At 74.6% G+C, this 25053-nt stretch carries 29 protein-coding genes; 20 read left to right on the forward strand and 9 right to left on the reverse strand.

From position 1 onward, the window contains the following. Positions 1-92: 92 nt before the first annotated feature. Positions 93-2783 carry a substrate-binding domain-containing protein gene (locus CELGI_RS08570; protein WP_013883729.1) on the forward strand — a complete coding sequence of 897 codons (2691 nt, stop codon included), beginning with the start codon at positions 93-95 and terminating at the stop codon, positions 2781-2783. Between the two features lie 74 nt (positions 2784-2857). Here the strand turns inward: CELGI_RS08570 and CELGI_RS08575 are convergent, their stop codons facing one another. Then, positions 2858-4675, reverse strand: a complete 1818-nt coding sequence (locus CELGI_RS08575) for a DEAD/DEAH box helicase (protein ID WP_013883730.1) — start codon at positions 4673-4675, stop codon at positions 2858-2860. A gap of 233 nt (positions 4676-4908) precedes the next feature. Further along, positions 4909-5322 (reverse strand): CoA-binding protein, encoded by a 414-nt coding sequence (locus tag CELGI_RS08580; protein ID WP_013883731.1) that lies wholly within the window; start codon positions 5320-5322, stop codon positions 4909-4911. A gap of 83 nt (positions 5323-5405) precedes the next feature. Here CELGI_RS08580 and CELGI_RS08585 point away from each other — a divergent pair, with 83 nt between their 5' ends. The 8 genes from CELGI_RS08585 (at position 5406) to CELGI_RS08620 (ending at position 11335) form a co-directional block, all read left to right on the forward strand. Continuing rightward, complete coding sequence (locus CELGI_RS08585; RefSeq protein WP_013883732.1) at positions 5406-6011, forward strand: CDP-alcohol phosphatidyltransferase family protein; 606 nt, start codon at positions 5406-5408, stop codon at positions 6009-6011. A gap of 104 nt (positions 6012-6115) precedes the next feature. Beyond that, entirely contained in the window at positions 6116-7066 is a 951-nt protein-coding gene (locus CELGI_RS08590) for a DUF881 domain-containing protein (protein WP_013883733.1), read from the forward strand. After that, positions 7063-7395, forward strand: a complete 333-nt coding sequence (locus CELGI_RS08595) for a small basic family protein (protein WP_013883734.1) — start codon at positions 7063-7065, stop codon at positions 7393-7395. The genes CELGI_RS08590 and CELGI_RS08595 overlap by 4 nt, the downstream gene beginning before the upstream one ends. 1 nt (position 7396) lies before the next feature. Further along, positions 7397-8533 carry a DUF881 domain-containing protein gene (locus tag CELGI_RS16480; protein ID WP_013883735.1) on the forward strand — a complete coding sequence of 379 codons (1137 nt, stop codon included), beginning with the start codon at positions 7397-7399 and terminating at the stop codon, positions 8531-8533. Between the two features lie 145 nt (positions 8534-8678). Next, entirely contained in the window at positions 8679-9134 is a 456-nt protein-coding gene (locus CELGI_RS08605; RefSeq protein WP_013883736.1) for an FHA domain-containing protein, read from the forward strand. A gap of 22 nt (positions 9135-9156) precedes the next feature. Then, positions 9157-9951, forward strand: coding sequence for a transcriptional regulator FtsR (gene ftsR, locus CELGI_RS08610; protein ID WP_013883737.1), 795 nt, complete (start codon positions 9157-9159; stop codon positions 9949-9951). Positions 9952-10049: 98 nt separating this feature from the next. After that, positions 10050-10586, forward strand: a complete 537-nt coding sequence (locus tag CELGI_RS08615) for a bifunctional nuclease family protein (RefSeq protein ID WP_013883738.1) — start codon at positions 10050-10052, stop codon at positions 10584-10586. 164 nt (positions 10587-10750) lie between these two features. Continuing rightward, positions 10751-11335, forward strand: coding sequence for a MerR family transcriptional regulator (locus CELGI_RS08620; RefSeq protein WP_013883739.1), 585 nt, complete (start codon positions 10751-10753; stop codon positions 11333-11335). Positions 11336-11402: 67 nt separating this feature from the next. On the opposite strand, the gene CELGI_RS08625 is transcribed toward CELGI_RS08620, so the two are convergent. Next, positions 11403-12167: a ParA family protein gene (locus tag CELGI_RS08625; protein WP_013883740.1), complete on the reverse strand. Its 765-nt coding sequence runs from the start codon at positions 12165-12167 to the stop codon at positions 11403-11405. Between the two features lie 150 nt (positions 12168-12317). Here CELGI_RS08625 and CELGI_RS17355 point away from each other — a divergent pair, with 150 nt between their 5' ends. From CELGI_RS17355 to CELGI_RS08635, 3 genes are all read left to right on the forward strand, one after another. Next, positions 12318-12476, forward strand: a complete 159-nt coding sequence (locus CELGI_RS17355) for a hypothetical protein (RefSeq protein ID WP_013883741.1) — start codon at positions 12318-12320, stop codon at positions 12474-12476. Positions 12477-12513: 37 nt separating this feature from the next. Beyond that, positions 12514-13008, forward strand: a complete 495-nt coding sequence (locus CELGI_RS08630; RefSeq protein ID WP_013883742.1) for a GNAT family N-acetyltransferase — start codon at positions 12514-12516, stop codon at positions 13006-13008. A gap of 62 nt (positions 13009-13070) precedes the next feature. Next, positions 13071-13424 (forward strand): VOC family protein, encoded by a 354-nt coding sequence (locus CELGI_RS08635; RefSeq protein WP_013883743.1) that lies wholly within the window; start codon positions 13071-13073, stop codon positions 13422-13424. Positions 13425-13435: 11 nt separating this feature from the next. Here the strand turns inward: CELGI_RS08635 and CELGI_RS08640 are convergent, their stop codons facing one another. Beyond that, on the reverse strand, positions 13436-14074 hold the full coding sequence (locus CELGI_RS08640; protein WP_013883744.1) for a maleylpyruvate isomerase family mycothiol-dependent enzyme: 639 nt from the start codon (positions 14072-14074) through the stop codon (positions 13436-13438). Positions 14075-14152: 78 nt separating this feature from the next. Here CELGI_RS08640 and CELGI_RS08645 point away from each other — a divergent pair, with 78 nt between their 5' ends. Further along, a complete protein-coding gene (locus tag CELGI_RS08645; protein ID WP_013883745.1) occupies positions 14153-14833 on the forward strand; it encodes a winged helix-turn-helix transcriptional regulator in 681 nt (226 codons plus the stop codon). Positions 14834-14842: 9 nt separating this feature from the next. Here the strand turns inward: CELGI_RS08645 and CELGI_RS08650 are convergent, their stop codons facing one another. Further along, on the reverse strand, positions 14843-15466 hold the full coding sequence (locus tag CELGI_RS08650) for a hypothetical protein (RefSeq protein ID WP_013883746.1): 624 nt from the start codon (positions 15464-15466) through the stop codon (positions 14843-14845). Between the two features lie 118 nt (positions 15467-15584). On the opposite strand from CELGI_RS08650, the gene CELGI_RS08655 reads away from it, so the two are divergent. Together CELGI_RS08655 and CELGI_RS08660 are read left to right on the forward strand one after the other, a co-directional pair. Beyond that, positions 15585-16913, forward strand: a complete 1329-nt coding sequence (locus tag CELGI_RS08655) for a sensor histidine kinase (protein ID WP_150104698.1) — start codon at positions 15585-15587, stop codon at positions 16911-16913. Beyond that, complete coding sequence (locus CELGI_RS08660; RefSeq protein WP_013883748.1) at positions 16910-17593, forward strand: response regulator; 684 nt, start codon at positions 16910-16912, stop codon at positions 17591-17593. The genes CELGI_RS08655 and CELGI_RS08660 overlap by 4 nt, the downstream gene beginning before the upstream one ends. 46 nt (positions 17594-17639) lie before the next feature. Here CELGI_RS08660 and CELGI_RS08665 read toward each other — a convergent pair whose 3' ends face one another. After that, positions 17640-18380: a DinB family protein gene (locus tag CELGI_RS08665; RefSeq protein ID WP_013883749.1), complete on the reverse strand. Its 741-nt coding sequence runs from the start codon at positions 18378-18380 to the stop codon at positions 17640-17642. Positions 18381-18565: 185 nt separating this feature from the next. On the opposite strand from CELGI_RS08665, the gene CELGI_RS08670 reads away from it, so the two are divergent. Continuing rightward, positions 18566-19372, forward strand: a complete 807-nt coding sequence (locus tag CELGI_RS08670) for a DUF4184 family protein (RefSeq protein WP_013883750.1) — start codon at positions 18566-18568, stop codon at positions 19370-19372. A gap of 43 nt (positions 19373-19415) precedes the next feature. Further along, positions 19416-20054 (forward strand): HAD family hydrolase, encoded by a 639-nt coding sequence (locus CELGI_RS08675; RefSeq protein ID WP_013883751.1) that lies wholly within the window; start codon positions 19416-19418, stop codon positions 20052-20054. Positions 20055-20340: 286 nt separating this feature from the next. Here the strand turns inward: CELGI_RS08675 and CELGI_RS08680 are convergent, their stop codons facing one another. Together CELGI_RS08680 and CELGI_RS08685 are read right to left on the reverse strand one after the other, a co-directional pair. Next, positions 20341-21096, reverse strand: coding sequence for an ABC transporter permease (locus CELGI_RS08680; protein WP_013883752.1), 756 nt, complete (start codon positions 21094-21096; stop codon positions 20341-20343). Position 21097: 1 nt separating this feature from the next. After that, positions 21098-22021, reverse strand: coding sequence for an ABC transporter ATP-binding protein (locus tag CELGI_RS08685; protein ID WP_013883753.1), 924 nt, complete (start codon positions 22019-22021; stop codon positions 21098-21100). 75 nt (positions 22022-22096) lie between these two features. Here CELGI_RS08685 and CELGI_RS08690 point away from each other — a divergent pair, with 75 nt between their 5' ends. After that, on the forward strand, positions 22097-22750 hold the full coding sequence (locus CELGI_RS08690) for a TetR/AcrR family transcriptional regulator (RefSeq protein WP_013883754.1): 654 nt from the start codon (positions 22097-22099) through the stop codon (positions 22748-22750). A gap of 148 nt (positions 22751-22898) precedes the next feature. On the opposite strand, the gene CELGI_RS08695 is transcribed toward CELGI_RS08690, so the two are convergent. Next, positions 22899-23348, reverse strand: a complete 450-nt coding sequence (locus tag CELGI_RS08695) for an Lrp/AsnC family transcriptional regulator (protein ID WP_013883755.1) — start codon at positions 23346-23348, stop codon at positions 22899-22901. Between the two features lie 109 nt (positions 23349-23457). Between CELGI_RS08695 and CELGI_RS08700 the strand changes: the two genes are divergently transcribed. Together CELGI_RS08700 and merB are read left to right on the forward strand one after the other, a co-directional pair. After that, a complete protein-coding gene (locus tag CELGI_RS08700) occupies positions 23458-24081 on the forward strand; it encodes a LysE family translocator (RefSeq protein ID WP_013883756.1) in 624 nt (207 codons plus the stop codon). Between the two features lie 73 nt (positions 24082-24154). Beyond that, positions 24155-24835, forward strand: a complete 681-nt coding sequence (merB, locus tag CELGI_RS08705) for an alkylmercury lyase family protein (protein WP_013883757.1) — start codon at positions 24155-24157, stop codon at positions 24833-24835. The last annotated feature ends 218 nt before the right edge of the window (positions 24836-25053 follow it).

Consider the following 25053-nt stretch of genomic DNA (forward strand, 5'->3'; position numbering starts at 1 on the left):
GCTCCGACGACGTGGACGAGGTGGCAGGGGTGACAGGTGGGGGGCCTGGGCGGCACAGCCCGATTCCCGGACCGGCACGACGAACGGTCGGGGTGCTGGCACCGGTGGTGGGGGGGTTCTACTTCGGCGCGGTGATCGCGGGCGTCGCCCGCGCGTGTCGCGCCGGCGGGCACCGTGTGGTCGCGGTGCAGACGTACCCGGCGGGCCTCGACCGGGACCGGGCGGCGGAGCCCGACGACGTCCCGGTCGCGCTGCGCGCGGTCGACGGTCTCGTCGTGCTGAGCGCGGCGCTGCCCGCCGAGCGGCTGGCGCGCATCGAGGCGAGCGGCCTGCCGACCGTCCTGGTCAGCGAGGAGGTGCCGTCGCGCAGCGTGCCGGTGGTGCTCCCGGACAACGCCTCGGGCGTGCGGGCGTCCGTCGAGCACCTGATCGCGCACGGGCACCGCGCGATCGGCTTCGTCGGCTCGCTCACGCAGCGGGACATGCGCGAGCGGTTCACGGCCTACCGCGACACGCTCGCGGCGCACGGCCTCGAGCCCGAGGGTGCGTGGTTCTTCGAGGCCACGGACAACAACGAGGCCGGCGGCCAGGCCGCGGCCAAGCGCCTGCTCGCGGCCGGCCTGCCGACCACCGCCGTCGTGGTCGCGACCGACCGCAACGCCGCCGGGCTGATCGCCGGCCTGCGGCACGCGGGCCTGTCGGTGCCGCGTGACCAGGCGGTCGTCGCGTTCGACCACGCCGACTTCGGGGCGCGCCTCACGCCGCGACTGACCACGGTCGACGCGCACTTCGACCGCGTCGGCGAGGCCGCCGTGCGGCTGCTGCTCGCCCGTCTGCGCGGCGAGATCGTGCCGGTGGGGGAGCACCGCACGGCGACGTCGCTGGTGGTGCGCGAGTCGTGCGGCTGCACGCCGCTGAGCAGGCTCGACGCGACCGAGGTGGACTGGCGCGACGACCTGCTGGCCCTCGCCCGCACCGCCTTCGCCGGCAGCCGGGGCATCGTCCCCGCGCAGCACGACGTGCGCTCGCACCGTGACCCGCGCGGCGAGGTGCGCGGCGAGCGGTACGCACCGCCGTCGCACGCCGAGCGGCACGCGGACCGGCACGCCGACCGTCGGCCCGAGCGGCACGAGCGCCGCAGCCCGCAGGAGCTGTGGTGCCAGGCCGTCGTCGAGCCCCTCGTCGCGTCGGTGACCGGCACGGCGCCCGACGACGCCCAGATGCAGCGTCTGTCGGACCTCACCACAGCCCTCCAGCCGTACCCCGACGCGCTCGAGCTGCTGGTGGCCGCGGTGCACCGCGCCCGCGAGTCCCTGCTCCTCCAGGCGTCCACCGCGCACGCTGACGCGGTCGACCGCGCCGTGACCTCCGTGATCCTCGCGCTCACCCGCGGCTGCACCGCGGCGCTCCTCGCGCGAGCCGGACGGCTCGAGGGCACCGTCGAGCACCAGTACGAGGTCGCGATGGACCTGCTGCGCGACGTCACGGACCCGCAGACCCTCGAGTGGCTGCCACGCGGGCTGCGGGGGCGCGCTTGCCTCGCCCTGTGGGTCGACGGCCGCCCGGGTGGCGACCTCGAGATCGTGGGCGTGCGCGACGCGACGGGCGCGTTGACCCGGCTCGTCGGGACCCGGACCGTGGCGGCGGAGTTCCCGCCGCCCAGCATGCTGCGGGGCGGCACGCTGGCCGAGGCGACCTTCGTCGTCCCCGTCACGTGCGGCCGCTCGGACTGGGGCCTGCTGGCCGTCGAGGGCCCCGTGGAAGCCCGTTCGACGACCGCTCGCGACCGCTTCAACCACTGGGCCGCGCTCCTGGCGGTCGCGCTCGACCAGCAGGACCTGCTCTCGTCGCTGCACGAGCAGCGGCTCCAGCTCGAGCAGTCGGCCGCGCGCGAGCGTGCGCTCGCGGACGCCGTCCGGGTGAGCGAAGAGCACTACGCGCTCGCGTCGATGGCGGCCGACGACGGGACGTGGGACTGGGACGTGTCTGCCGGGACCGTCTACTACTCGCCGCGCTGGAAGCGCACGCTCGGGTACGACGAGGACGCCGTCGGCTCGTCACCCACCGAGTGGCTCGAGCGCGTCCACCCCGCGGACCGTGACGAGGTCTCCACCGCCATCGCAGGCGCGCTGGCAGGTTCCGACCCGACGCTCGAGCTGCAGCACCGGGTGCGCAACGCGACGGGGGAGTACCGCTGGCTGCTGTGCCGCGCGATGACCGTGCTCGACGACGCCGGGTGCCCCGCGCGCCTCGTCGGGACGATCGTGGACGTGACCGACCGCAAGCACGCCGAGCTCTCGCAGCAGCGGGATGCGCTGCGCGACGCCGAGACGGGGCTGGCCACGCGTCTGCTCTTCCTCGACCGGCTCGGGGCAGCCGTCGTGCGGGCCCATCGCATCGAGGACTACGACTGCGCGCTCGTGGTGGTGCGGATCCCCGCGACAGGTCCGCAGGCGGCCGGTCCGCGCGGCTCGACCGTGCATGCCGAGTCGCTCCGCGAGATCGCCGAACGCCTGCGGTCGGCCGTGCGTGCGGGCGACACGGCCGCACGCAGCGCGGATGACGAGATCGCGCTGCTGCTCGAGGACACCGGTCCGGCCGGCGTGCCGCCGCGGGTGCGACGCGTCATCGAGGACCTGCACGCCGAGCTGGGCGACCGGGTGCGGGTCGGCGTGGTCGCGAGCGTGCGCGGGTGCGCCGATCCCGGCGCGGTGCTGCGCGAGGCCGACATCGCGGTCGCCCGGGCGGCGGCGCGCACCCCGGCTCGCACCGGGCCGCGCTGAGACGGCCGCACGTGCGGCGGAGGGCCGCCCGGCCGTCGGTCACCGACGGTCGAACGGCCCTCCGGGACGTGCGGTCAGGCGCGGCCGCGCGGACCGTGCGCCGACCCGTGGCTCGGACCGTGCCCGGGCCCGTGACCCGGACGGCTCGCGCCGTGCCCGGGCCGCGGCCCGCTGTCGACCCGGATGCGCAGCGGACGCCCCGCGACGCGTGCGCGCGACAGGCGGTCGACGACGTCCGGCGTGAGGCCGCCGGGGATGTCCACGAGAGAGAAGCTGCCGAAGATGTCGATCTTGCCGACGTCGGCGCCGGTCAGCCCGCCCTCGCCCGTGAGGGCGCCGACGAGCGCGCCGGGCTGCAGCCCGTCACGGTGTCCGACGGCCACGCGCCAGCGGGGCGGGCCGCCCGCGATGTGGGTGCTGGGCCGGCGACGTTCACGCGGGTCGCCGTGGCCGTCGCGCTCGCGGCCGGCACGCTCGCCGCGCTCCGCGCCGAGCGTGGCACGCGACAGCGCGTCGTCCAGGTCGTCCGCGGTGCGGGCGTCGGGGCCCTCGTCGCCCACGGCCAGTGCGAGCACGGTCGCGAGCAGGTCCCGCGCGTCGAGCTCGGGGCTCGCCGCGAGGTGCTGGGACACGGCCTCGCGGTACACGTCCAGGCGGCCGGCCTGCTTGCGCAGCTCGACGCGCTCGAGGAGGGCGCGCACGCGGTGCGCGGAGACCTCCGCGGGCGAGGGGATCGGCACCTGCTCGAGCTGGGTCCGGATGGTGCGCTCGATGGTGCGCAGCCGCGACTGCTCGGCGGGCGTCACGAACGTGAGCGCGATGCCCTCGCGCCCGGCGCGGCCCGTGCGGCCGATGCGGTGCACGTACGTCTCGGGCTCACGCGGGACGTCGAAGTTCACGACGAGGCCGATGCGCTCGACGTCGAGGCCACGCGCGGCGACGTCGGTCGCGACGAGCACGTCGAGCGCGCCGCCCCGCAGCCGGTCGACGATCTTCTCGCGGTCACCCTGCGCGACGTCGCCGGAGATGAACGCGGCGGACACGCCGCGCTCGACCAGCGCGCTGCCCAGCTCCTCGGCCGCGCCGCGCGTCCGCACGAACACGATCGCGGCGTCGGCCTCGCGCACGGCGAGCACGCGGGCGAGCGCGCCGGCCTTGTGGCGGTGCGGCACCACGGCGTAGGTCTGGCGGACCGTGGTCACGGTCGACGACTGGCGCGCGACGGTCACCTCGACCGGGTGCACCAGGTGCTGCTCGGCCACGCGGCGGATCGCGGGGGGCATCGTGGCGGAGAACAGCGCCACCTGACGCCCCGCGGGCACGCGCTGCAGGACCTTGTCGACGTCCTCGGCGAAGCCCATGCGGAGCATCTCGTCGGCCTCGTCGAGCACCAGGAACCGCACCTGGTCCAGCACCAGGGAGCCGCGCTCGAGGTGGTCGATCACGCGGCCGGGCGTGCCGACGACGACCTGCGCACCGCGCTGCAGCGCACGCTGCTGGGGGAGGAACGGCGCGCCGCCGTAGACGGGGAGCACACCGAGGCCGGGCATGTGCTGCGCGAACGTGGAGATCGCCTCGGCGACCTGCATCGCCAGCTCACGCGTCGGCGTCAGGACGATGGCCTGGACCGCCCGGACCTCGGGGTCGACCGCCGCGAGCAGCGGCAGGCCGAACGCGGCGGTCTTGCCCGTCCCGGTCTGCGCGACGCCGACGATGTCGCGGCCGGACAGCAGGGCCGGGATGGCGCGCGCCTGGATGGCCGATGGCGTGACGAAGCCGAGGGAGGCGACGGCGCGGTGCAGCGCGTCGGGCAGGCCCAGCTCGTCGAACGTGAGTTCGGCGGTGGGGTCGGAGGCGTGCGAGGGCGCGGGGGAGCCCGAGGGCATGGTCATGTGGTGCCGTTCCGTTCGAGGGAGGACTGAACCGACACCGGACTGGTATTCGGCTGTCGCAGCCCCGAACACCTGGGCATCCGATGATGCCTCTCGCACGGCACGCCCGACGACCCCGGTTCAGGGGTGGGGCGGCTCTCAGGGGGACGCGACGAACTCCGCGATCGGACGAGAGCCTACCGGCCGGACCGGCCGGACGGCAGAGGTGCCCGTGGTGAGTTCGCGCACACGCCTCAGCGCAGCCCGATCGCCGGACCCTCGACCGCGGGGCACGCGTCCATGACCACGTCGAGGCCTGCCGCGTGCGCGCGGCGCGCCGCGTCGTGGTCCACGACGCCCAGCTGCAGCCACACGGCGCGCGCACCCCGCGCGACGGCCTCGTCGACGACCGCTCCCGCGAGCGTCGAGTTGACGAACACGTCGACCACGTCCACGTCGCCCGGCACGTCCGCGAGCGACGCGTAGCCCCGCGCGCCGTGCACCTCCTGCGCGAGGGGGTGCACGGGCACGATCGTGTGCCCGATGCGCTGCAGGTACGCCGCGACCCCGTACGCCGCCCGTGACGTGTTGGTGGACAGGCCCACGACCGCCCAGCGCGCCGGGGTCCGTAGGAGGCGCTCGATGACCGCCGGGTCGTGGGTGTCCATGCGTGCAGCGTGTCATGCCGACCCCGTGCGTGCAGCAGCCCGCATAGGATCGCCCCCGGCACGACGACAGGAGGCGCGCACGCGTGGCAGAGCAGGTGCGGCATCAGGACCAGGGACGCGACCTGCGGCCCAGCACGCGTGTGCTGACCTGGCCCAACCTGATCAGCGCGGTGCGGCTGCTCCTGGTCCCGGTGTTCGGCGTGCTCATCGCCTCCGGCCAGGACGGCTGGGCCGTCGTGGTGCTGGCCGTCTCGGGAGCGAGCGACTGGCTCGACGGAGTGCTCGCGCGCCGCCTCGGCCAGGTGACGCGGCTGGGACAGCTGTTGGACCCCGCCGCGGACCGCCTGTTCATCGCCGTCACGCTCGTCGGACTCGTGTGGCGAGGCGTCGTCCCGCTGTGGCTGCTCGTCGTGATCCTGGCGCGTGAGGTCGTGCTCGGCGTCATGCTGCTGGCGCTCGGACGGCGTGGGTACCCGCCGCCCGCGGTGCACCTGGCGGGCAAGGCCGGCACGTTCGCGCTGCTGTACGCGTTCCCGCTGCTGCTCCTCGCGTCCTGGGACTCGTGGCTGGGCACGGTGGCCGAGGTCGTCGGCTGGGCCTTCGCGCTGTGGGGCGTCGGCCTGTACTGGCTGGCCGGGGCGCTGTACCTGGTGCAGGCGCGCGCGCTGCTGCGCGAGGCCCGGACGTGACGGCCCGCCCGCCCGGTCCGCAGGACGCGGAACCCCTGCCCGGACCGGCCGCGCATGCCGAACCGGCTCCGGTCCCCGCGGCGGGCCGCCGCCCGGACGCGTCCATGACCCTGCTCACCGAGGTCGACCGCAGCCCTCTGGACCCGGGGTACGCACTGGTGGCGCACCGCCGCGCGACGGGCGAGAAGGGCCGGCGCAGCCCCGCGCGCGCGGCCGTCCTGCTGGTCACGGCCGCCGTGCTCGGCATCGGTGTGACCGCCGCCGCACAGACGCTCCTGCAGCCCGCGGCCAGCGCGCAGCAGGCACGTGACGTGCTCGAGAGCAGCATCGTCGAGCGCAACGACGCGGTCGCGGCGCTGCAGCAGGACGTCGAGGAGCTCTCGGCACAGATCGCCGCGCTGCAGTCCCGGCTCGTCGGCGACGCGGACGGCCCGCTGCGCGCCGAGGTCGAGGCCGGCGCGGTGCAGGCCGGCCAGCTCCCGGTCTCCGGCCCGGGGCTGGTCGTCCGGCTGAGCGATGCGCCCGCGGCGGTCGTCGACGACCCCGAGGACCCGGCACGCGTGCAGGACCTCGACCTCCAGGTCGTGGTGAACGGGCTGTGGGCCGCGGGCGCCGAGGCCATCGCGATCAACGACCAGCGCATCGGGCCGACGACGGCCATCCGGTCGGCGGGCAGTGCTGTGCTCGTCGACCTGGTACCCCTCACGAACCCGTACCGCGTCGAGGTCGTCGGGAACGCCCCCGCGCTGCAGACCGCGCTCACGCAGGGCGACGTCGGCGAGCTGCTCGGCGCGCTGCGGGCCACGTACGGCATCGGGGTCGACGTCTCCGCGCAGGACTCCGTGAGCCTGCCGGGCGCGGGCCAGGCGACGCTGCGGTACGCCGAGGTGCCCGACGGCGCGCTGCCGGAGCCGCTGGTCAGCCCGACGGCGCGCGCGACCACCGACCCCGGCACGCTCCGGGAGCAGTCGGTTTCGCCCTCGCCTCCCGCTGTGGCAGCCTCGACGCCGGACGCGCCGGGCGCCGGTGCGGATGACGAGGGGAGCGGGTCGTGATCGCGGTCTTCGGGCTGGTCGTCGGTGTGGTCGCCGGGCTGGTCCTCCAGCCGACGGTGCCGGCCGAGCTGCAGCCCTACCTGCCGATCGCGGTGGTCGCCGCGCTCGATGCGATCTTCGGCGGCGTGCGCGCCATGCTCGACGGCATCTTCGACGACCGCGTCTTCCTGACCTCGTTCCTGTCCAACGTGATCGTCGCCGGGCTCATCGTGTTCCTGGGCGACCAGCTGGGTGTGGGCAGCCAGCTGTCGACGGCCGTCGTCGTGGTCCTCGGCATCCGGATCTTCTCCAACGCCGCGGCGATCCGTCGGCACCTGTTCAAGGCCTGACGTGGACGAGCGCCCGCCGACCGTGCCGCCGCAGGACCCGCACGTGCCCGAGCCCGACGAGGGTGGCGAGACCGCGTTCGCCGCGTGGCCTCAGGACGAGATCGCGCCCACGGACCCCGACGAGCCCGACGAGCCCGCGACCGCACCGGACGAGCCCACCGACCCCGCGCGCGTGGCCCACGACACCGCTCGGGACGACGACGTCGCACCCGAGCGCACGCCGGACGAGGGCGACGAGGCCCGCGAGGCGGCGACGCCGTCGGACGAGGCGGCGTGGGCGCGTGCCGACGCGGCGGTGCGGGAGAGCGCGCTGCGCCCGGTGGGGGACGACGCCACGGTCCTCGGCACCGATCAACCGGACGCACCCGCTCACGAACCCGCGGTCGCGGCAGCGCCGACCGCCATGGACGCCGCACCCAACGGCTGGCTGGTCCTCGCGCGTGCGTTGCGGCCTCGCGCCAACCGTGCGCAGCTGTTCGCGGCGGTCCTGTGCGCGCTGCTCGGGTTCGCGCTCGTGGTCCAGGTCCGCCAGAACGACGAGAGCGCGCTGTCGGGCCTGCGGCAGTCCGAGCTCGTCCGGATCCTCGACGAGACGACCGACCGGGGTGACCAGCTCCGGCAGGAGGTCGTCGAGCTGCGGGGCCAGCGCGACGAGCTGCTGTCCGGCTCGGACCGCCAGGAGGCGGCCCTGGACTCGCTGCGTCGCAGCGCGATCACGCAGGGCATCCTGTCCGGGCGCCTGCCGGCGCAGGGCCCCGGGGTCCGGGTCACGCTGCTCGACCCTCAGGGCGACCTGCAGCCGGTCACCATGCTGAACATGCTCGAGGAGCTGCGGAACGCGGGCGCCGAGGCGATCCAGCTCAACGACCGGCGCGTGACCGCCAGCTCGGCGTTCACGGGCACGCGCGGGGCCATCGAGCTGGACGGCGTGCCGCTCGAGGCACCGTTCACGTGGCTCGCGATCGGGGACCCGGACACGCTGTCCATCGCGCTGCAGATCCCGGGCGGTGCCATGGCGACCGTGCGCGGCACCGGCGCGTCGGGCGAGGTCGAGGAGCTCGACGAGGTCCAGGTCAGCGCTGTGCGGGAGCTCGAGGACCCGCAGTACGCGACGCCCGTCGCCCCGGACGGCGAGTGAGCCCCACGTCCCGGCGCACGGCGAGGCCGGAAGCAGGTCGGTGGCTGCGTTCGGGCGCGACGTTGCATAGGGTGGTCCGCACGACGACGTCGGCTCGACGTCGAACCGTGTCGGTCAGCACGGCGCGCACGCCCAGGGAGGTCACATGACGGACGACGACCGGACCAGCCACGTGCCGGGTCCCGAGACCACCGTCAACTTCGGCAGCCTCGCGCCGGTCGACATCGAGCAGGGCGCGCCCGTGGGCCTCACGCCCGACGAGTCGAGCGCGGTGCACGCGCTGCCGCCCACGTCCGCGCTCCTGGTGATGCAGCGCGGACCGAGCGCGGGGGCTCGCTTCCTGCTCGACGCGGAGCGCACGGTGGCGGGCCGCTCGACGCAGGCGGACATCTTCCTCGACGACGTGACGGTGTCCCGCAAGCACGCCGAGTTCGTGCGCGAGGGCGGCCACTTCGTCGTGCGGGACATCGGCTCGCTCAACGGCACGTACGTCAACCGCCAGCGGATCGACCAGGCCGCGCTCCGTGCGGGCGACGAGGTGCAGATCGGCAAGTACCGCCTGACGTTCCACCCGAGCCCGCACCGCGAGCCCGAGGCATGACGAGCACCGCCGAGCCGCACGCATGAGCGGCTCCACCAGCGGGCGCGCCCGACGCCTGCCGCAGGCGGTGCCCGAGCCGCAGGTCGACTCCGCGCAGCAGGACGGCGGGGAGCTCGAGCCGTGGCCGCGGGGCATCTCCCGGCGCGCCTCGATGCGCATCTCCGACGTCCTCGCGGCGCTGCGGATCGAGTTCCCGGCGGTCACGCCCTCCAAGCTCCGGTTCCTGGAGGAGCAGGGGCTGGTCGAGCCGGTGCGGACGCCCGCGGGCTACCGCCAGTACTCGCCGGCCGACATCGAGCGGCTCCGCTTCGTGCTGCGGCAGCAGCGCGACCGCTACATGCCGCTCAAGGTCATCGGCGAACGCCTCGCAGCGCTGGACGCCGGTCTCGAGGAGGAGACGCCGGCGCGAGCGCGGCTGGCCGCGCGCGACGGCGTGGTGCAGCGCCAGGCGGACCGCTGGGGGGCGGACGCGCTCGCGCAGGACGCGGGCGTGGCGCCTGAGCTCGTGGCCGAGCTCGTCGCGGCCGGGGTGCTCACGCCCCGCCCGGGTGGCACGTTCGACCCGTGGGCGCGCGAGGTCGTGGTCACCGCGGCCGAGCTCGCGCAGCACGGGATCGACGTCCGCCACCTGCGTCAGTTCCGCGCCGCGGCCGAGCGTCAGGCGGACCTCGTGGACCAGGTGACCAGCCCGCTGCGCAGCCAGCGCAGCGCGACCGCCCGTGCGCACGCCGGGCAGCTCTCGGCCGAGCTCGGTGAGGTCTGCGCCCGCCTGCACACCGCCCTGGTCCGCGCAGCGGTCGCCGACCTCACGCCCTGACCGGTCGCCGGGCCGGCGCGAGCCGGCGCCCGGACGGACGCCGCACCCGGGGGTCCACGGACCGCGCGCCCGGGGCCGCAGGGTCGTAGCGTGGAGTCGTGTCGCAGGAGCCCGATCTGGTCGTGGTCGAGGTGATCGGCGTGCGTCAGCACCCGGTCGCCGAGGAGATCGTCGTGCTGCTCCTGGACCCCGAGTCCGACCTGGTGGTGCCGATCATGATCGGCCCGCACGAGGCGGGGGCGATCGCGGTGGCCCAGTCGGGTTCCGCGCCTCCCCGGCCGATGACGCACGACCTGCTGCGGGACCTGCTGATCGCCGCGGGGGAGCAGGTGCGGCGCGCGGTGATCACGCGTCTGGAGGACGGCGTCTTCTACGCCGAGCTCACGCTCGGCAACGGCGCGCGGGTCGACTCGCGTGCGTCGGACGCGATCGCGGTGGCGCTACGGTTCGGTGTCCCGGTGCTGTGCTCGGCCGAGGTGGTGGCCGTCGCGGGCGTCGAGGTCCAGCGCATCGACCCCGACGCCGCGGACGACGCGGGTGACGACGACGTCGAGCAGTTCCGGGCGTTCCTCGAGCAGGTCACGCCCGAGGACTTCGAGACGGGGGAGGAGCCGGGGCCGAGCCGCGGACCGTGACCCACGCCACAGAACCTTCAGGTTGAGGTTCAAGGTGAGACACGCCGACCGCGACACGCGCCGCACGTCGTTGCGTCGGCACCCCCGGGTGCCTAGCGTGGCCCCCAGGCGCAGCGCGCGAATGCGCGACCTGCTGCGCGACCTGCAGGACGAGTGGAGGAAGCGTGGCCAACGAGAACGCGGAGGACGTCACGGGCGTCCCGCAACGCGCGCAGGGCCTCCTGTTCGACGACGACCTGCCTGACCTCGACGACGCGACGGGCTACCGCGGGCCGACCGCGTGCCGCGCCGCGGGCATCACGTACCGCCAGCTCGACTACTGGGCCCGCACGGGCCTGGTCGAGCCGACCGTCCGGCCCGCGACGGGGTCCGGGACGCAGCGCCTGTACTCGTTCCGCGACATCCTGGTGCTGAAGGTCGTGAAGCGTCTGCTCGACACCGGGGTCTCGCTGCAGCAGATCCGGGCCGCGGTGGGCCACCTGCGCGAGCGCGGCGTGGACGACCTCGCCCAGATCACCCTCATGTCCGACGGCGCCTCGGTGTACGAGTGCACGTCGGCCGACGAGGTCATCGACCTGGTCCAGGGCGGTCAGGGCGTGTTCGGCATCGCGGTCGGTCGCGTGTGGCGCGAGGTCGAGGGCACGCTCGCCGAGCTGCCGACCGAGCGTGCGGACGACGACGCCGCCCACGCGGCCGAGCACCCGCAGGACGAGCTCGCGCGACGCCGTCAGGCGCGCACGGCGGGCTGAACCACGACGCACGACGAAGGCCGCCGATCCGCGAGGTCCGGCGGCCTTCGTCGTCCGAGGTGCGTGGTCAGCGGCGGGGTGCGCGCAGCGCGCGGTCCAGCAGCGCGTCGAAGACCTCGGACAGCTCGGTCGCGGCGGCCCCGGGCCACGCGTGCACGGGCTGGGCCGCGCCCTGGGCCTGCTGCAACGCGGCGCGCTCGGGAACCTGCGGCGTGAGCATCAGCGGCCCGTACAGCGACCGGAGCTCGTCCAGGCGGAACGCCTGCTCCAGGGAACGGGCCCGGACCCGGTTCACGACGATGCCCAGCGGCTGCAGGTTGGGCGCCGGGCCGCGTCGCAGCTCGTCGATGGTGCGCATCGCGCGTCCCACGGCCATCACGGCGAACAGCCCCGGTTCGGTGACCACCACGGCGCGGTCGCACGCGGTCAGGCCGATCCGGGTCAGCGATCCGAGCGACGGCGGGCAGTCGACCAGCACCAGGTCGTACCCCGTCAGGCCCGTCAGGGCGTACCTCAGGCGGCCGAGCTCGTGGTCGTCCAGGCGGTCGTGCCGCACGTTGCGCTCGGAGCCGGGCAGCACGTCCAGGCCCGCATCGGCCCATGTGCTCGCAAGCGTGGCCGCACGCACCGCGGCCTCGCCCGGGTCGTCGAGCACCGTGGCGACGTCGACGCCCTCGGGCTGCACGCCCAGCGACATCGTCGAGTCACCCTGCGGGTCCATGTCGACGACGAGCGTGCGCAGCCCACGCTCGAGCGCGGCGGACGCCAGACCGAGCGTCACGGACGTCTTGCCGACGCCACCCTTCAGACTGCACACCCCGAGCACCAGCACCGGGTCACCGTATCGGGTGCACCGCGTCGACGAAGAACCGCCGGCGCGAGGCGCGGGACGTGCCGCGCAGCGCGTGCGCCCAGGTCAGCACCGTCACAGACTGGTCCCGAGCCCGCACCCCGCGGGCCCGACGCCCGGTGAAGGAGCGCCATGACCGAGACCGACCCCCGCCACGAGGACGCGACGCCCCTCGGCAGCACCGACGAGGTCCCGCTGCTCGAGTTCGACGAGACCATCCCGCCGCGCCCCGAGGAGGACGTGGCCGACGTCGCGCGCGCGACGCCCGATCCGCTCGGGCACGGCGCGTGAGCAGGGACGTCCGTCGCATCTAGGGCATCCTGTACCGGTGCAGATCTCCCAGGCGACCGAGGACGACTGGGCAGCCGTGTCCACCATCCGGCTCCGTGCCCTCCGCGAGGACCCCGATGCGTTCGGCTCGACGCTCGAGCGCGAGGAGCGGTTCAAGGAGAAGCACTGGCGCATGCGCATGCGTACCGTGCCGACCTGGCTCGCGTTCGACGAGGCGGGCGAGCCCCGCGGCATCATCTCGATGCTGCAGGAGCCCGGGTCGCCGAAGGACGACCGGCACGTGGTCGGGCTGTGGGTGGCGCCCGAGTCACGCCGTCAGGGCCTGGCGTGGGCACTGCTCGACGCGATCCGGCACGCCGCGATCGCCGACGGTGCGCGCACCGTGTCGCTGTGGCTGGTGGACGGCAACCACGCGGCCGGCGACCTGTACGTGCGCGCCGGGTTCACGCGCACCGGCGAGCGCATGGCGACACCGCGAGACGCGGACGTCATCGAGGAGCGGTACGTCCTGGAGCTCCCGCGCCCCGCATAACGGGCCGTCTGCCTGAGCGGCGCCCTTGCGCGCAGCACGGGGTGTGCTGACATGCTGGCCCGATGGAACGCGTTCTGGGCATCGGCGGCTACTTCTTGCGTGCGGACGACCCGGCGGCGCTGACCGCGTGGTATCGGGAGTGCCTCGGCCTGGACGCCGAGGCGCAGGAGCTCTGGCGTCAGGACGCCGGCGTCACGGTGTTCGCGACGTTCGAGCCGCAGTCGGACTACTTCGGCTCCCCGGACCAGCGCGTGATGCTGAACTTCCGCGTGCGGGACCTGGACGCGATGCTCGCGCAGCTGCGTGAGCGCGGGGCGGACGTCGCGCCAGAGGTCCAGGACATGGAGGGCGTCGGGCGGTTCGGGTGGGTCACCGATCCCGAGGGCAACCGCATCGAGCTCTGGCAGCCCGCCTGACGCAGCCCACGTCAGCGCGACGCGTGGGCCAGGCGCTGGGCGCCGGGTCCGCTCAGCCGCGCGGCGGCCGCCCCGCGCCCCGCCATCGCGAGGACCAGGTCGAGCGTGGTGCCGGTGACCTCCGGCCCGTCACCCGCACGGAAGTCGCTGTCGGTCGCGACGAGGCGCAGCCCCCGCGCGGCGCGGCGCGAGTTGACCGCGAAGTCCTTGCGCACGTACCCCTCGGCCACCGCGACCACGGACTCGGCGGCCGGCGCGGTGGCGATCCCGAGCGGCTCACGGACGTCCTGCGCGTGCACCACGACCTCACCGAGCCAGGCCCAGAGGTCACCTGTCGCCGCGATGCGGGAGGGCACGACCGACCGGAACCTCTCGAGCGTCTCGCCGGGCGCCGTCCCGCGGTGCTCGGCCAGGCGGCGCTCGTTGTGCACCGCCGCATCGAAGCGGGCCGCGGCGATGCTCCTGAGCCAGGCCCACCGGGCGGTGCTCGCGGCCGCCGTCAGGTGCGCGACGACGTCCTGGACGGTCCAGCGGTCGCACGCGGACGGAGCCGCCCACTGCTCGGGCGTCAGGGCCGCGAGATCGTCGGCCAACCGCGCGCGTTCGGCGGCGATCGCGTTCCAGTACTGCTCAGTCGTCCAGGACGGCATCACGGGCTCCTTCGTCGTCGGCACTTCGGAAACAGTAGTGCACACTTCCGATGCGCGACCACGGGGTACATTCAGCCGGTGGGCACGCGACGCACGTACGGCTCGTACAACGACGGCTGCGCGACCGCGCACGCCCTCGACCTGATCGGCGAACGCTGGACCATGATCGTCGTGCGTGAGCTGCTGCTGGGCCCCAAGAGGTTCGCGCACCTGCAGCAGGACGTGCAGGGCATCGGGCCGTCGGTCCTGGCGCAACGACTCCAGCACCTCGAGTCCGAGGGCATCGCGGAGCGCCGCCACCTGCCGGCCCCTGCCGACGTCGACGTGTACGCGCTCACCGAGCGCGGGCTGCGGCTCGAGGCCGTGAACACCGCCCTCGCGACGTGGGCGGCCGACTCGCCCGGTCTGCTGTGGGACGCGGACATGAGCCCGGACACTCTCGTCCTGGCGATGCGTGCGCACGCGCGTCCGCGCGTCGACCGGGCGGACCCGACCGTCGTCGCGCTCCACCTGGTGGACTCACGCCGCGAGGGCGCCGCGCCCGTCGCGTACACCGCCACGATGACCGACGAGCGCACGACCGTGGTCCGGGACGCCGCGGGACCCGCAGCGCCGCACGCCGTGCTGCGGGCGACGACGCGCGCGCTCAAGCGCGTGATCATCGGCGGAGCGGCGCTCGAGCCGTCGCCCGACCTGCAGGTCGAGGGGGAGCGCGGGGCGGTCGACGCGCTGGTGAGGGCCACGGCGCTGCACGCGTGACCGGAGACGTCACCCGCGTGCGGGCGGCGCGTCCTCCCGGTCGTGCGGACGCCGTTCGTCGGCGGGGGCTCGCGGCGGGGCGATCGACGTCCACAGCGGCCCCGTGACGAACCAGATCAGCAGCACCACCGAGGCGCGCCCGCCCCACCCGAGCAGCACCGCCCGCTGCTGCTCGGCGGCCTCGTCCGACCCGTCCGCGATCAGGAGCAGGACGCCGAGGATCGCGACCGCCACGGTCCACGCGAGCAGCACGCGACCCCAGAGCGCCCACTCGTGCCGGACCTTCGCGGACCCGTACCTCGGGGGCCTCGGAGGGGGCGGGCCTCCCGCGAACCGGTGCGCGACCCAGGCATCGACCGCATGCACGGTGCGCCTGCCGAACGCGACCGTGAAGCCGAGGTAGAGCGCGGCGAGGCCGTGGGTCCACGACGCCTCGGACCCGCGCAGCAGGTCCCCGACGGTCGCGGCCAGCAGCACGACCTCGAGCAGCGGCTCGCACAGCAGGAGGACCGTCGACGTGCGGCGCAGGTGCAGCGCGTACCGGGCCACGACCGCCGCGAGCAGGAACACCCAGAAGGCGACCTCGCACGCGACGACCAGGGCAGCGACGGGGTTGTCGCGGATGGCGTCCATGACCCCGAGCGTGCGACGCGGCCCACGGTGCGGTCGTCGGCCGTCCCGACGATCCTGCGCGCCGCGGTCCTCCCTTCGGACGAGGCCACGCCGACGGTGCTGTGCTGGGATGGGCGCCGTGACCGCCTCGACCGCCGTGCTGCGCCGGCTCCGGCCCTCCGGCGGGCTCGGCGACCGCGGCACGGCCGCGCTCTACCTGGTGGTCGGGCTGGTCCTCGTGGGCACGGGGGTGCACGGGCCGGGCGGACCCGTCGGCGGGCCGGCGCGCACCTGGGTCCACATCGGGCTCCTGGTGCTGGCCTGCACCGCCCTGGTCCTCAAGCGCCGTGCGCCGATGGTGGTGCTGGGCGTCGTCACCGCGCTCGCGCTCGCGAGCGGGACGGTCGGCGGCAGCCTCGGGCTGCTGCTCGTCTTCTTCGACGCGCTGTACACCGCGGCGCTCCTGGTCGGTCGGCGGGCGCGCGCGGTCCTCACGTCGCTCGTCGTGGCGGTCGGGGTCGCGGCGCCGACCGCCACGCTGGTCGCCGGTCAGTCCGCGTCGCAGGTGGTCGGGGCGACGCTCCAGGTGGTCGCGCTGCTGGTCACGCCGCTGTGGTGGGCGTCGGACGTGCGGACACGCACCGAGCTGGCCGATGTGGAGTCCCGCCGTGCGGACCTGGAGCGTGAGCAGGCCGCGCTCGCGCGGGTGCACGCGGCCGACGCCGTGCGGATCGCCGAGCTGGACCGCGCGGCGGCCGTGCGCGAGGAGCGCGCCGCGATGGCGCGCGACCTGCACGACGTCGTCGCGGGCCGGTTGTCGGCGATCGCGATCCACGCCGAGGCCGCGCTGGCCGGGACACCGGACGCCACACGGGACAGGACCGCGCTCGCGGCCGTGCGGGAGCAGGCCGTCGCGTCGCTCGACGAGATGCGTTCGATGATCCTGGTCCTGCGCGGCGCGCCGGGCGCGACCGGTCCGACGACCGCGCCGGCCGGCCTCGACCGCCTCGACGAGCTGCTCGCCGCCGCCCGCGCGGCCGGCACCGACGTGCGCGCCCGGGTCGACGTGGACCGTCGTCCGCTGCCCGCGGCCGTCGACCACGCCGCCTACCGGATCGTCCAGGAGGCGCTCGCCAACGCCGCGTCGCACGGCGCCGGCGGGCCGGTCGCCCTCGAGGTCGCCGAACGGGACGCACGCCTCGAGATCGTCGTGACGAGTGCGCTGGCCCGTGCCGACGAGGCGGCCACCGGTCCCGCGCCGCGGCCCGGGCTCGCGCCGTCGCTCGGCACCGCCACCGGCCTGGTCACCATGACCGAGCGCGCCCGGTCGCTGGGCGGCACGCTCGACGCTGGCGCCGACGGACCGACCTGGCGTGTGCGTGCGGTCCTTCCCGTGGCCCTCCCGGCGGACCACGTGGGGGACCGCGCGCCGGGTGCTGCACCTCTCGACACCTTGGAGGCCTCGTGACCACACCCGTGCGCGTGCTGCTCGCCGACGACCACGGCGCGATCCGGACTGGGTTGCGGCTGATGCTCGAGCAGGCCGGGGACGTCGTCGTCGTGGGGGAAGCCGCCGACGGGGCCGCGGCCGTGCGCAACGCCCGCGCGCTGCGGCCTGACGTCGTGCTCATGGACATCCGGATGCCCGGCACCGACGGGATCACCGCGACGCGGCAGATCGTGGACGAGGGACTGGCGGACGTCGTCGCCCTCACCACGTTCGACCTGGACGAGTACCTGTTCGGGGTGCTCCAGGCGGGGGCCGTGGGCTTCCTGCTCAAGTCCGTGGGTGCGCACGAGCTCGTCGAGGCGGTGCGCCGGGTGGCCGCGGGCGACGGGATCCTGGCGCCCGAGGTCACGCGACGTCTCATCGCGGGCGCGGTCGCCGGGACGGCGGCCACCGGACGCACCACCGCGGCGACCGGGGCCCCCGACGACACCGCCCCGGGGTTCGCCGAGCTCACCGCGCGCGAACGGGAGGTGCTGGCCCTGCTGGGCGAGGGGATGTCGAACCGCCGGATCGCGGCGGCGCTGGTGATCTCCGAGACCACCGCGAAGACCCACGTCAGCCGGGTGCTCACCAAGCTCGGGTGCCGCAGCAGGCTGGAGGCGGCCGCCCTGGCGCACCGGTCAGGGCTGGTCGGCTGACCGCGACTGTCCGCGCCGCCACCGTCCGCACGGGCGCGGACGTCGGTCAGCGCCGCTCGATCGCGTCGAGGTCCCGGACGGCATACCGGTGGTGCTCCCACTCCTCCTCGAGGATCGTGTGCAGGCAGGACAGGGTGGTCTCGGGATGCTCCGGGCTCCACGGGTTGGCGCGGACGGTCTCCAGCTCCTCGGCGCTGACCTGCGCCAGGAAGTCCCGGACCAGCGCGACGTGCTCGGCGCGCGAGGCGAGCACCTCGTCGTATGTGGGGTCGGGCCGCGAGAACACGGACATGTCGTTGCCGTCGGCCTCGTACTCCACGTTCGGCTGACCGATCGGGTCGTACGGCTGCTCGACCCCGAGGACGGCGCGTCGCAGCCACACGTCGGTGGCCATCACCAGGTGCCGCAGCGTCTGCGCGAACGTCCACTCACCGTCGACCGAGACGTCCGGCGTCCCGGCCGGCATCGCCGCGACGCGGTCGAGCGTGCTGCTCCACGTCCGCTCGAGCGCGGCCCACGCCTCACGCAGCGCCTCCGGCTCGGCGACGCGCCGCAGCTCGCGCCCGGGGAAGCGCCGGTCCAGCTCGGCGTCGACGTAGGCCACCACGTCCACCCCGTTGACCAGGAACGGTGCGCTCAGCCACGGGGCGTCCAGGTCGGCGCCCTGCAGCTCGACGCCCCGCATGACGGCCCCGGACAGGTCGGCACGCACGAAGCGTGCCCCGGACAGGTCCGCGTCCACGAACCGTGCTCCACGCAGGTCCTCGGACCCGTCGAACGTCCTCATGCCCCCACCGTCCTCGGCCCGCGGCCGCCGCGCGTCTCGCCGTCGCGGCCACTGTGGTGAACCGCCCGCGGGGACGTCAAGGCCCGGCGCCGACCCGCGCGGTGCGCCGACGGGTGGACGTGCCGACCCGCCGCGTCCGACCGCGGGCGGATGACTGCCTCCCGCGCACACGGCACCGTGATCCGGTGCCCTTCACCCTCGCCCATCCCGCCGCCGTGCTCCCTCTCGCGCGCGGACCGCTGGTGCCCGCCGCCCTGGTCGCGGGCGCGATGAGCCCGGACGTCCCGTACTTCGTGCGGCTGCCCCGGTCGGCGGACGCCTGGTACGAGCCGTTCGTCAACGCGACGACCACGCACGCGTGGCCGGGCGCGCTCACCGTGGCGGTCCCGAGCGCGGCCGTGCTCCTGGCGGTCTGGTGGTTCGTGCGTCTCCCGCTGAGGGCTCTCGCCGGCACTGCCAGCCGCGCGCCCGAGCGGAACCGCACCCTGCGCGCCGCCACATGGACGCTCGCCTCCCTGGCCGTCGGTGTCGCGACGCACGTCGCCTGGGACGCGGTCACCCACGGCGACGGTGCGGCGGTGCAGCACATCGCCTGGCTGCGGGAGCCGCTGCTCGGCGACATGCCGGCCGCCCGCGTCCTGCAGCACGCCAGCACGGTCCTCGGCCTCGTGGCGCTCGCGGTGTGGGCCGGGCGCCGGGTCGCCGCGTGGCGCGCGGCGGGTGGGCGTCTGCCCGTCGACCGGGTGCGCGCCGCGGTCGTCTCCGCACTCGTCGTCGTGGGGCTCGCGGGGGCGCTCGTGGGCGCCGGGTCGGCCGACGCCGGCGCCGAGGTGGCGCTCTCGTCGGCGGCGACCCGCGGCGGTGCCGCGTTCGTCGTCGCAGGACTCGCTGCCGCCGCCGCGTGGTGGGCGCTCCGCCTGCGGCCCGTGGCCGAGCCGCGTGCCGACGAGCGGACGGCTGCGACGGGGACACCCTCCACGCCCGCACCGTGACGGCCGGCGAGGGGGAGCGGCGCGGATCGGGCAGGCTGGGCCTGTGCCCGCACCGACGCTGCCCCCGGACCTGCACGCCGTCGTGTTCGACGTGGGGGAGACCCTCGTCGACGAGTCCCGGGCGTGGGCGGACCTCGCCCGCGCCGCCGGGACCACCCCGTTCACCCTGATGGCCGCGATCGGCGCGACGATCAGCCAGGGTCGCGATCACCGGGACGCGTGGCGGCTGCTCGGCCGGACACCACCTGCGTCGGCACCCGACATCCGCGCGGACGACCTGTACGACGACGCTCTCGGCTGCCTGGCGGCGGTGCGGGACGCGGGCCTGGTCGTCGGCGTGGCGGGGAACCAGCCCGCGGGCGCCGAGGAGGCGCTCCGTTCGGCCGGGGTGCACGTCGACTTCGTCGCGACGTCAGCGACGTGGGGCGTCGCCAAGCCGTCCGCGGCGTTCTTCGAGCGCGTCGCAGCGGCCTGCCACGTCCCCGCGCACCAGGTGCTCTACGTCGGCGACCGGCTCGACAACGACGTCCGGGCGGCACGCGCGGTCGGGATGCGCACCGCGTGGCTGCGCCGTGGGCCGTGGGCGCACGTCCAGCCTCGTCGGGCCGAGGACCACGCCGACCTCGAGCTCACCAGCCTCGACCTTCTCGCCCGGCTGGTCCGGGACGGCGGTCGCCGGTAGCGGCCTGGTGAGCGGCCGGCGGGACACGTCCCAGCACACCGTTACCGCCCGGGAGCTCGACGCGGTGCAGCTCGACGGGGACCGCCGCCAGCCCTGGCTCACCGGCCCCGTCCTGGACGCCGTCGCGGTTCCGGTCGAGCCAGACCACGCCCGTGATGCGCTGGTTGCCGACCGGCGTCGGCGGGACGACCACGGGCGGCGGAGTCGTCGGCGACGGGGTGGGGGTCGGAGAGGGCGAGGGAGACGGATGCGCGCTGGCGGGGGAGGCCCGATCGGACACGGAGCGTCACGCGTCGCGGGCCCTCAGCGTGAGGTGCGCAGCGAGCGTGGTCCAGATCGTGAACAACGCCATCACGGCGAGCCCGCCCGAGCCGGTCAGGGCTCCGGTGCCGGCGGTCGTGTACGAGGCCTGTCCGGCGGTGGTGGGCCAGTAGGTCCCGGCAAGGTGTCCCACGATGCCGGGAAGCCCGGGCGCGAGCGCTGGCACGAGCAGCGCCACGGTCACGACGATCGCCAGCGCACCGGAGGACGAGCGCGTCATGGCCCCGAGCGCGACGCCCAGGACAGCGGTGAGCACCAGGTAGCCGGCCGCGCACAGGATGGCCCGCACGCTGCCCGCGTCGGCCAGGTCCGCCGTCGGCAGGCCCGCGGCACCGAGAGCCGCCTGGCTCGCGCCGAAGCTGCACGCCACGGTGACCAGCGCGGTCGCGAGGGCGACGAGCGCGGTGACAGCCAGCTTCGTGGCCAGCAGGACCGACCGCCGGGGCGTGATCGTCAGGCTCGTGACGATCTGACCGGTCGCGTACTCGCTGGTGAACGTCTGGGCTCCCAGTGTCGCGACGAGGATCTGGCCGACGAGGATGCCCTTGAAGCTGATGCCCGTCGGGTCGAAGTCCGCGGGCAGGTCTGCCTGCCAGTCCGCCATGAGTCCGCTGATGCCGAGCAGGCTGACCACGACCGTGACCAGGACGGTGCCGGCCGCCAGGAGCCAGGTGGTGCGGACGCTGCGGGCCTTGATCCACTCGGAGGCGAGGAGGTCCATGTCAGGCGGCCTTCTTCTGAGTCGATGTCATGGTGAGGAAGACGTCCTCGAGCGAGCCCCGGACGGAGCTCAGCTCGGACAGCTCGATGCCGGCACCGGCGGCGATGCGACCGACGCGGTCCGACGTGGTTCCCCGGACGTCGAGCCCATCTGCGCTCGCCGCGTCGGGCACCGCGTCCACGCCCGCGCGGGCGAGCGCCTTAAGGAGGCCGCGCCGGTCCGGTGTGCGCGCGCGGATCTGCACGGTGGTGCGATCGACGATGAACGCTGTCAGGGGCTGGTCGGCCAGGAGCCGCCCGTGGTGCACGACGACGAGCTGGTCGGCGGTCAGCTCCATCTCACCCATGAGGTGGCTGGAGAACAGGACGGTGCGACCCTCCGCCGCCAGGTCGCGCATGAGCGAGCGTGCCCACCGGATCCCCTCGGGGTCGAGGCCGTTCAGCGGCTCGTCGAAGATCACGACCGACGGGTCGCCGATCAGCGCGGTGGCGATCCCCAGCCGCTGCTTCATCCCGAGGGAGAAATCGCCGGCCCGCCGGCCTCCGACGTCACCCAGGCCGACGAGCTCGAGAGGCTCAGCCACCCGGGAGCGCGCGACGCCACCGGCGCGCGCGACCGCCGCGAGGTGGTCCGCGGCCGTGCGCCGGGGGTGGACCGCACGGGCGTCGAGCATCGCGCCGACGACGCGCACCGGGTGCGGCGTCTCGGCGAGCCGCAGCCCACCGACCGTCGCCGCCCCGCTCGTCGGCCTGTCCAGCCCGAGAAACATGCGCAATGTCGTGGACTTGCCCGCCCCGTTGGGGCCGAGGAAGCCGGTGACGACGCCCGGGCGGACCGTGAACGACAAGCCGTCGACGGCAGTGACGCGCCCGTACCGCTTGACCAGGGAGTGGGCCTGCAACAACACCGGGTTCGAGGAGTGCACGATCGATACACTACACCGTGTCGTGTAGTGATGGACCGGTCGGTGTAGCGTCACCGACGAACTCGGAGGAGAGCGATGGCGACAGGTGGAGGCAGGACCGTGCGACAGGGGCAGGCGCCCAAGCGCGCGGCCATCCTGGCGGCGGCGAAGGAGCTGTTCGTGCGGACAGGCGTGGAGCGCACCAGCATGGACGCGGTCGCCGCGCTCGCCGGGGTGTCGAAGCGGACGGTCTACGACTACTACGGGGACAAGCGAGGTCTCCTGCTCGGCGTCGTGGAGGACGCAGGGGAGAGGGCGCTGGCAACGCTGCGCGAGCTGGTCGACGAGCACCTCAACCCGGCAGACATCCGCGAGCCCGCCGATCTCGAGCGGGCCCTGACCGAGCTGGCCGCCGCCCTCGGCCGAACTCTGCTGCTCTCGTCGGACTACCTCGCCGCCGTCAGGCTGATCAACGAGAACGAGGCGCTGCTGCCGGAGCTCGAGGACCATCCGCTCGACGAGGCCCACGCGCGCGTCCTCAGCGATCGCATCAGCCACTTCGCCCGCGTCGGCCTGCTCGACGCCGACGATCCCGGCCTCGCAGCGGCCCACTTCCACGCCCTGACCGCGTTGCGCGTGCTCAACGAGCCGCCCCGCCGACGCACCGAGGCAGCGCACGTCCGCCAGATCATGACCGACGGCGCACGCGCCTTCGTCCGCGCCTACGGCGCGCAGGGCCCAGCGGAGTGACCGCGCGCCGGGGGGAGCGGCACCGACGCCCGCGCCCTCCGGACCGGTGCGCCCCGGGAGACCGAGCACATCGCCAAGCACGGGCGACCCGCCCTACTGGCACCTCTGCGTATCAAGATCGGGCGTACTCCCGCACGCCTCCAGGGCGCTACAAGGGGACAGGCCGATCGACCACGCTCTTCATGACGAGGGTCGAGTTGAGGCGCTGGACACCGGGCAGCGTGGAGATCTGCTCGTCGTAGAGCTCCTGGAACGCCGCGAGGTCGGCGGCGACGACCTGCAGCAGGTAGTCCGGGTCGCCGAAGAGCCGCTGGGCGCGCACGACACCGGGGATCACAGCGACGGCGTCCTCGAACGCCGACACGGTGGCCCGGTCGGCTGCCTGCATGGTGACGAGCACCAACGCCTCGAAGGTCAGCCCGACCGCGATCGGATCGACGACGGCGCGGTACCCGCTGACGACGCCGGTGCGCTCGAGGGCGCGTAGTCGGCGGTGGCACGGGGACACGGTCAGCCCGACCCGCTCGGCAAGCTCCGTGATGCTGAGGCGACCGTCCCGCTGCAGCACGGCAAGGATCTCGCGGTCGAGGGCGTCCATGTGACACATCTTGCCCGTACGAGTGATGTCACGGGCAGAAGGGGACAGCACTTCCTCACCGATGGTCTCTAGCGTTGCGCCTCTCACGATACGAAGACGGAGGTGCAGGGTGGAGATCACGGAGGTCGGTGCATTCTGGGTGACCGCTCTCGCGTTCATCCTGACTCCGGGCGCAGACTGGGCGTACATGATCACCGCTGGCCTGAGCGGGCGCGTCGCGCCGGCGAACGCGGGCCTGCTGCTGGGGCACCTGGCGTACGTCGTCGCCGTCGCGGCAGGGCTGGGCGCACTCGCCACGCGCTACCCGGCCGCGCTGAGCGTCATCACGGTCGTCGGGGCCGCCTACCTGGCGTGGCTCGGTCTCGGCGTCCTGCGACACCCCGCCGGCGCGGGCACGCCCACTTGGACCGAGGCCGGGAGCGCGGGGGAGTGGGCCGCGCGCGGGTTCGGGGTCAGCGCCCTGAACCCGAAGGTCCCGGTGCTGCTGCTGGCGCTGCTCCCGCAGTTCACCCATGTCGACGGGTCGTGGCCGGTGGGGACGCAGCTCGCCATGCTCGGCCTGCTGCACCTGGCGACCTGCGCCTTCGTCTACACCGCGGTGGGATCCGGGGCGCGCCGGGTGCTGGCCGCCCGGCCGACGTCCGCGACCCTGGTCTCACGAGTCGCCGGGTCGCTCATGATCGTCCTGGGCGCTGCTCTGCTGGTCGAGCAGACACTGAGCCTCACCCGATGACCGCCGCGCCAGCGACCACGACCACGACCACGACCACGACCACGACCACGACCACGACCACGAGGAGCAAAGCATGAGCACGTCCGCCGCACGGCAGATCCGGGACCTCGTCTACGACACCCTCGCCGACGAGGGTCGGGCACCCTCGGTCGCCGAGCTCGCGCGCCTGACCGGACTCAACCGGGCTGCTGTGCAGAACCTCCTGGATGAGCTGGCGCAGGCGCACACCCTCGTCCCGACCACCGACGGTGACGCCATCCGCATGGCCCACCCGTTCTCCGCCGCCCCGATGGCCTTCGTCGTGACCCCCGCCGACGGGCGCGACGACCGCAGGTGGTGGGGCGGTTGCGCCTGGGACTCCTTCGGCATCAGCGCAGCACTCCACCTCGACGTGCGGATCGACACCGCCTGCCCGTGGTGCGGTTCCCACGTCAGCTACACCTCGGGCCCGACGACACCGCCTCCAGGCGACCTCGCTGTGCGGTTCCCCCGGCCCGCCGCTGAGTGGTGGAACGACGTCGTGGGGACCTGCACCATGATCCGGACCTTCTGCTCCCGCGAGCACGCCGAGCAGTGGACCGCAGCACACGACCCCGGCGCCGGCTACATCGCCTCTGCGACGACCGTCTGGGAACTCGCCGGACCCTGGTACGGCGACCGGCTCACGCCGGACTTCCAGCCGCACGACCGGGCGACGAATCAAGCCATCCTCGAGCGGGTTGGGCTCACCGGCCCGTTTTGGCGCCTCCCCTGAGCGCGATGATAGGTAGCCGACCGTCGACTACGAAACCGAGACCCACCCAGCATGGGAGCGGCGCCGAAGCTCGAACTTCACAGGTGCAAGAGCGTTGGGTCCGCGTAGTACATCGGCGCTGGGCACGGCGATACGCAGACAACCGTTTGACATAATGTGCATTATCGGCGTCCGCCCGCGCGTGCAGGAGCTCGCACTCGGGTCGAGATGGGACCTGG

It is taken from the genome of Cellulomonas gilvus ATCC 13127, assembly GCF_000218545.1.
Lineage (GTDB): Bacteria > Actinomycetota > Actinomycetes > Actinomycetales > Cellulomonadaceae > Cellulomonas > Cellulomonas gilvus.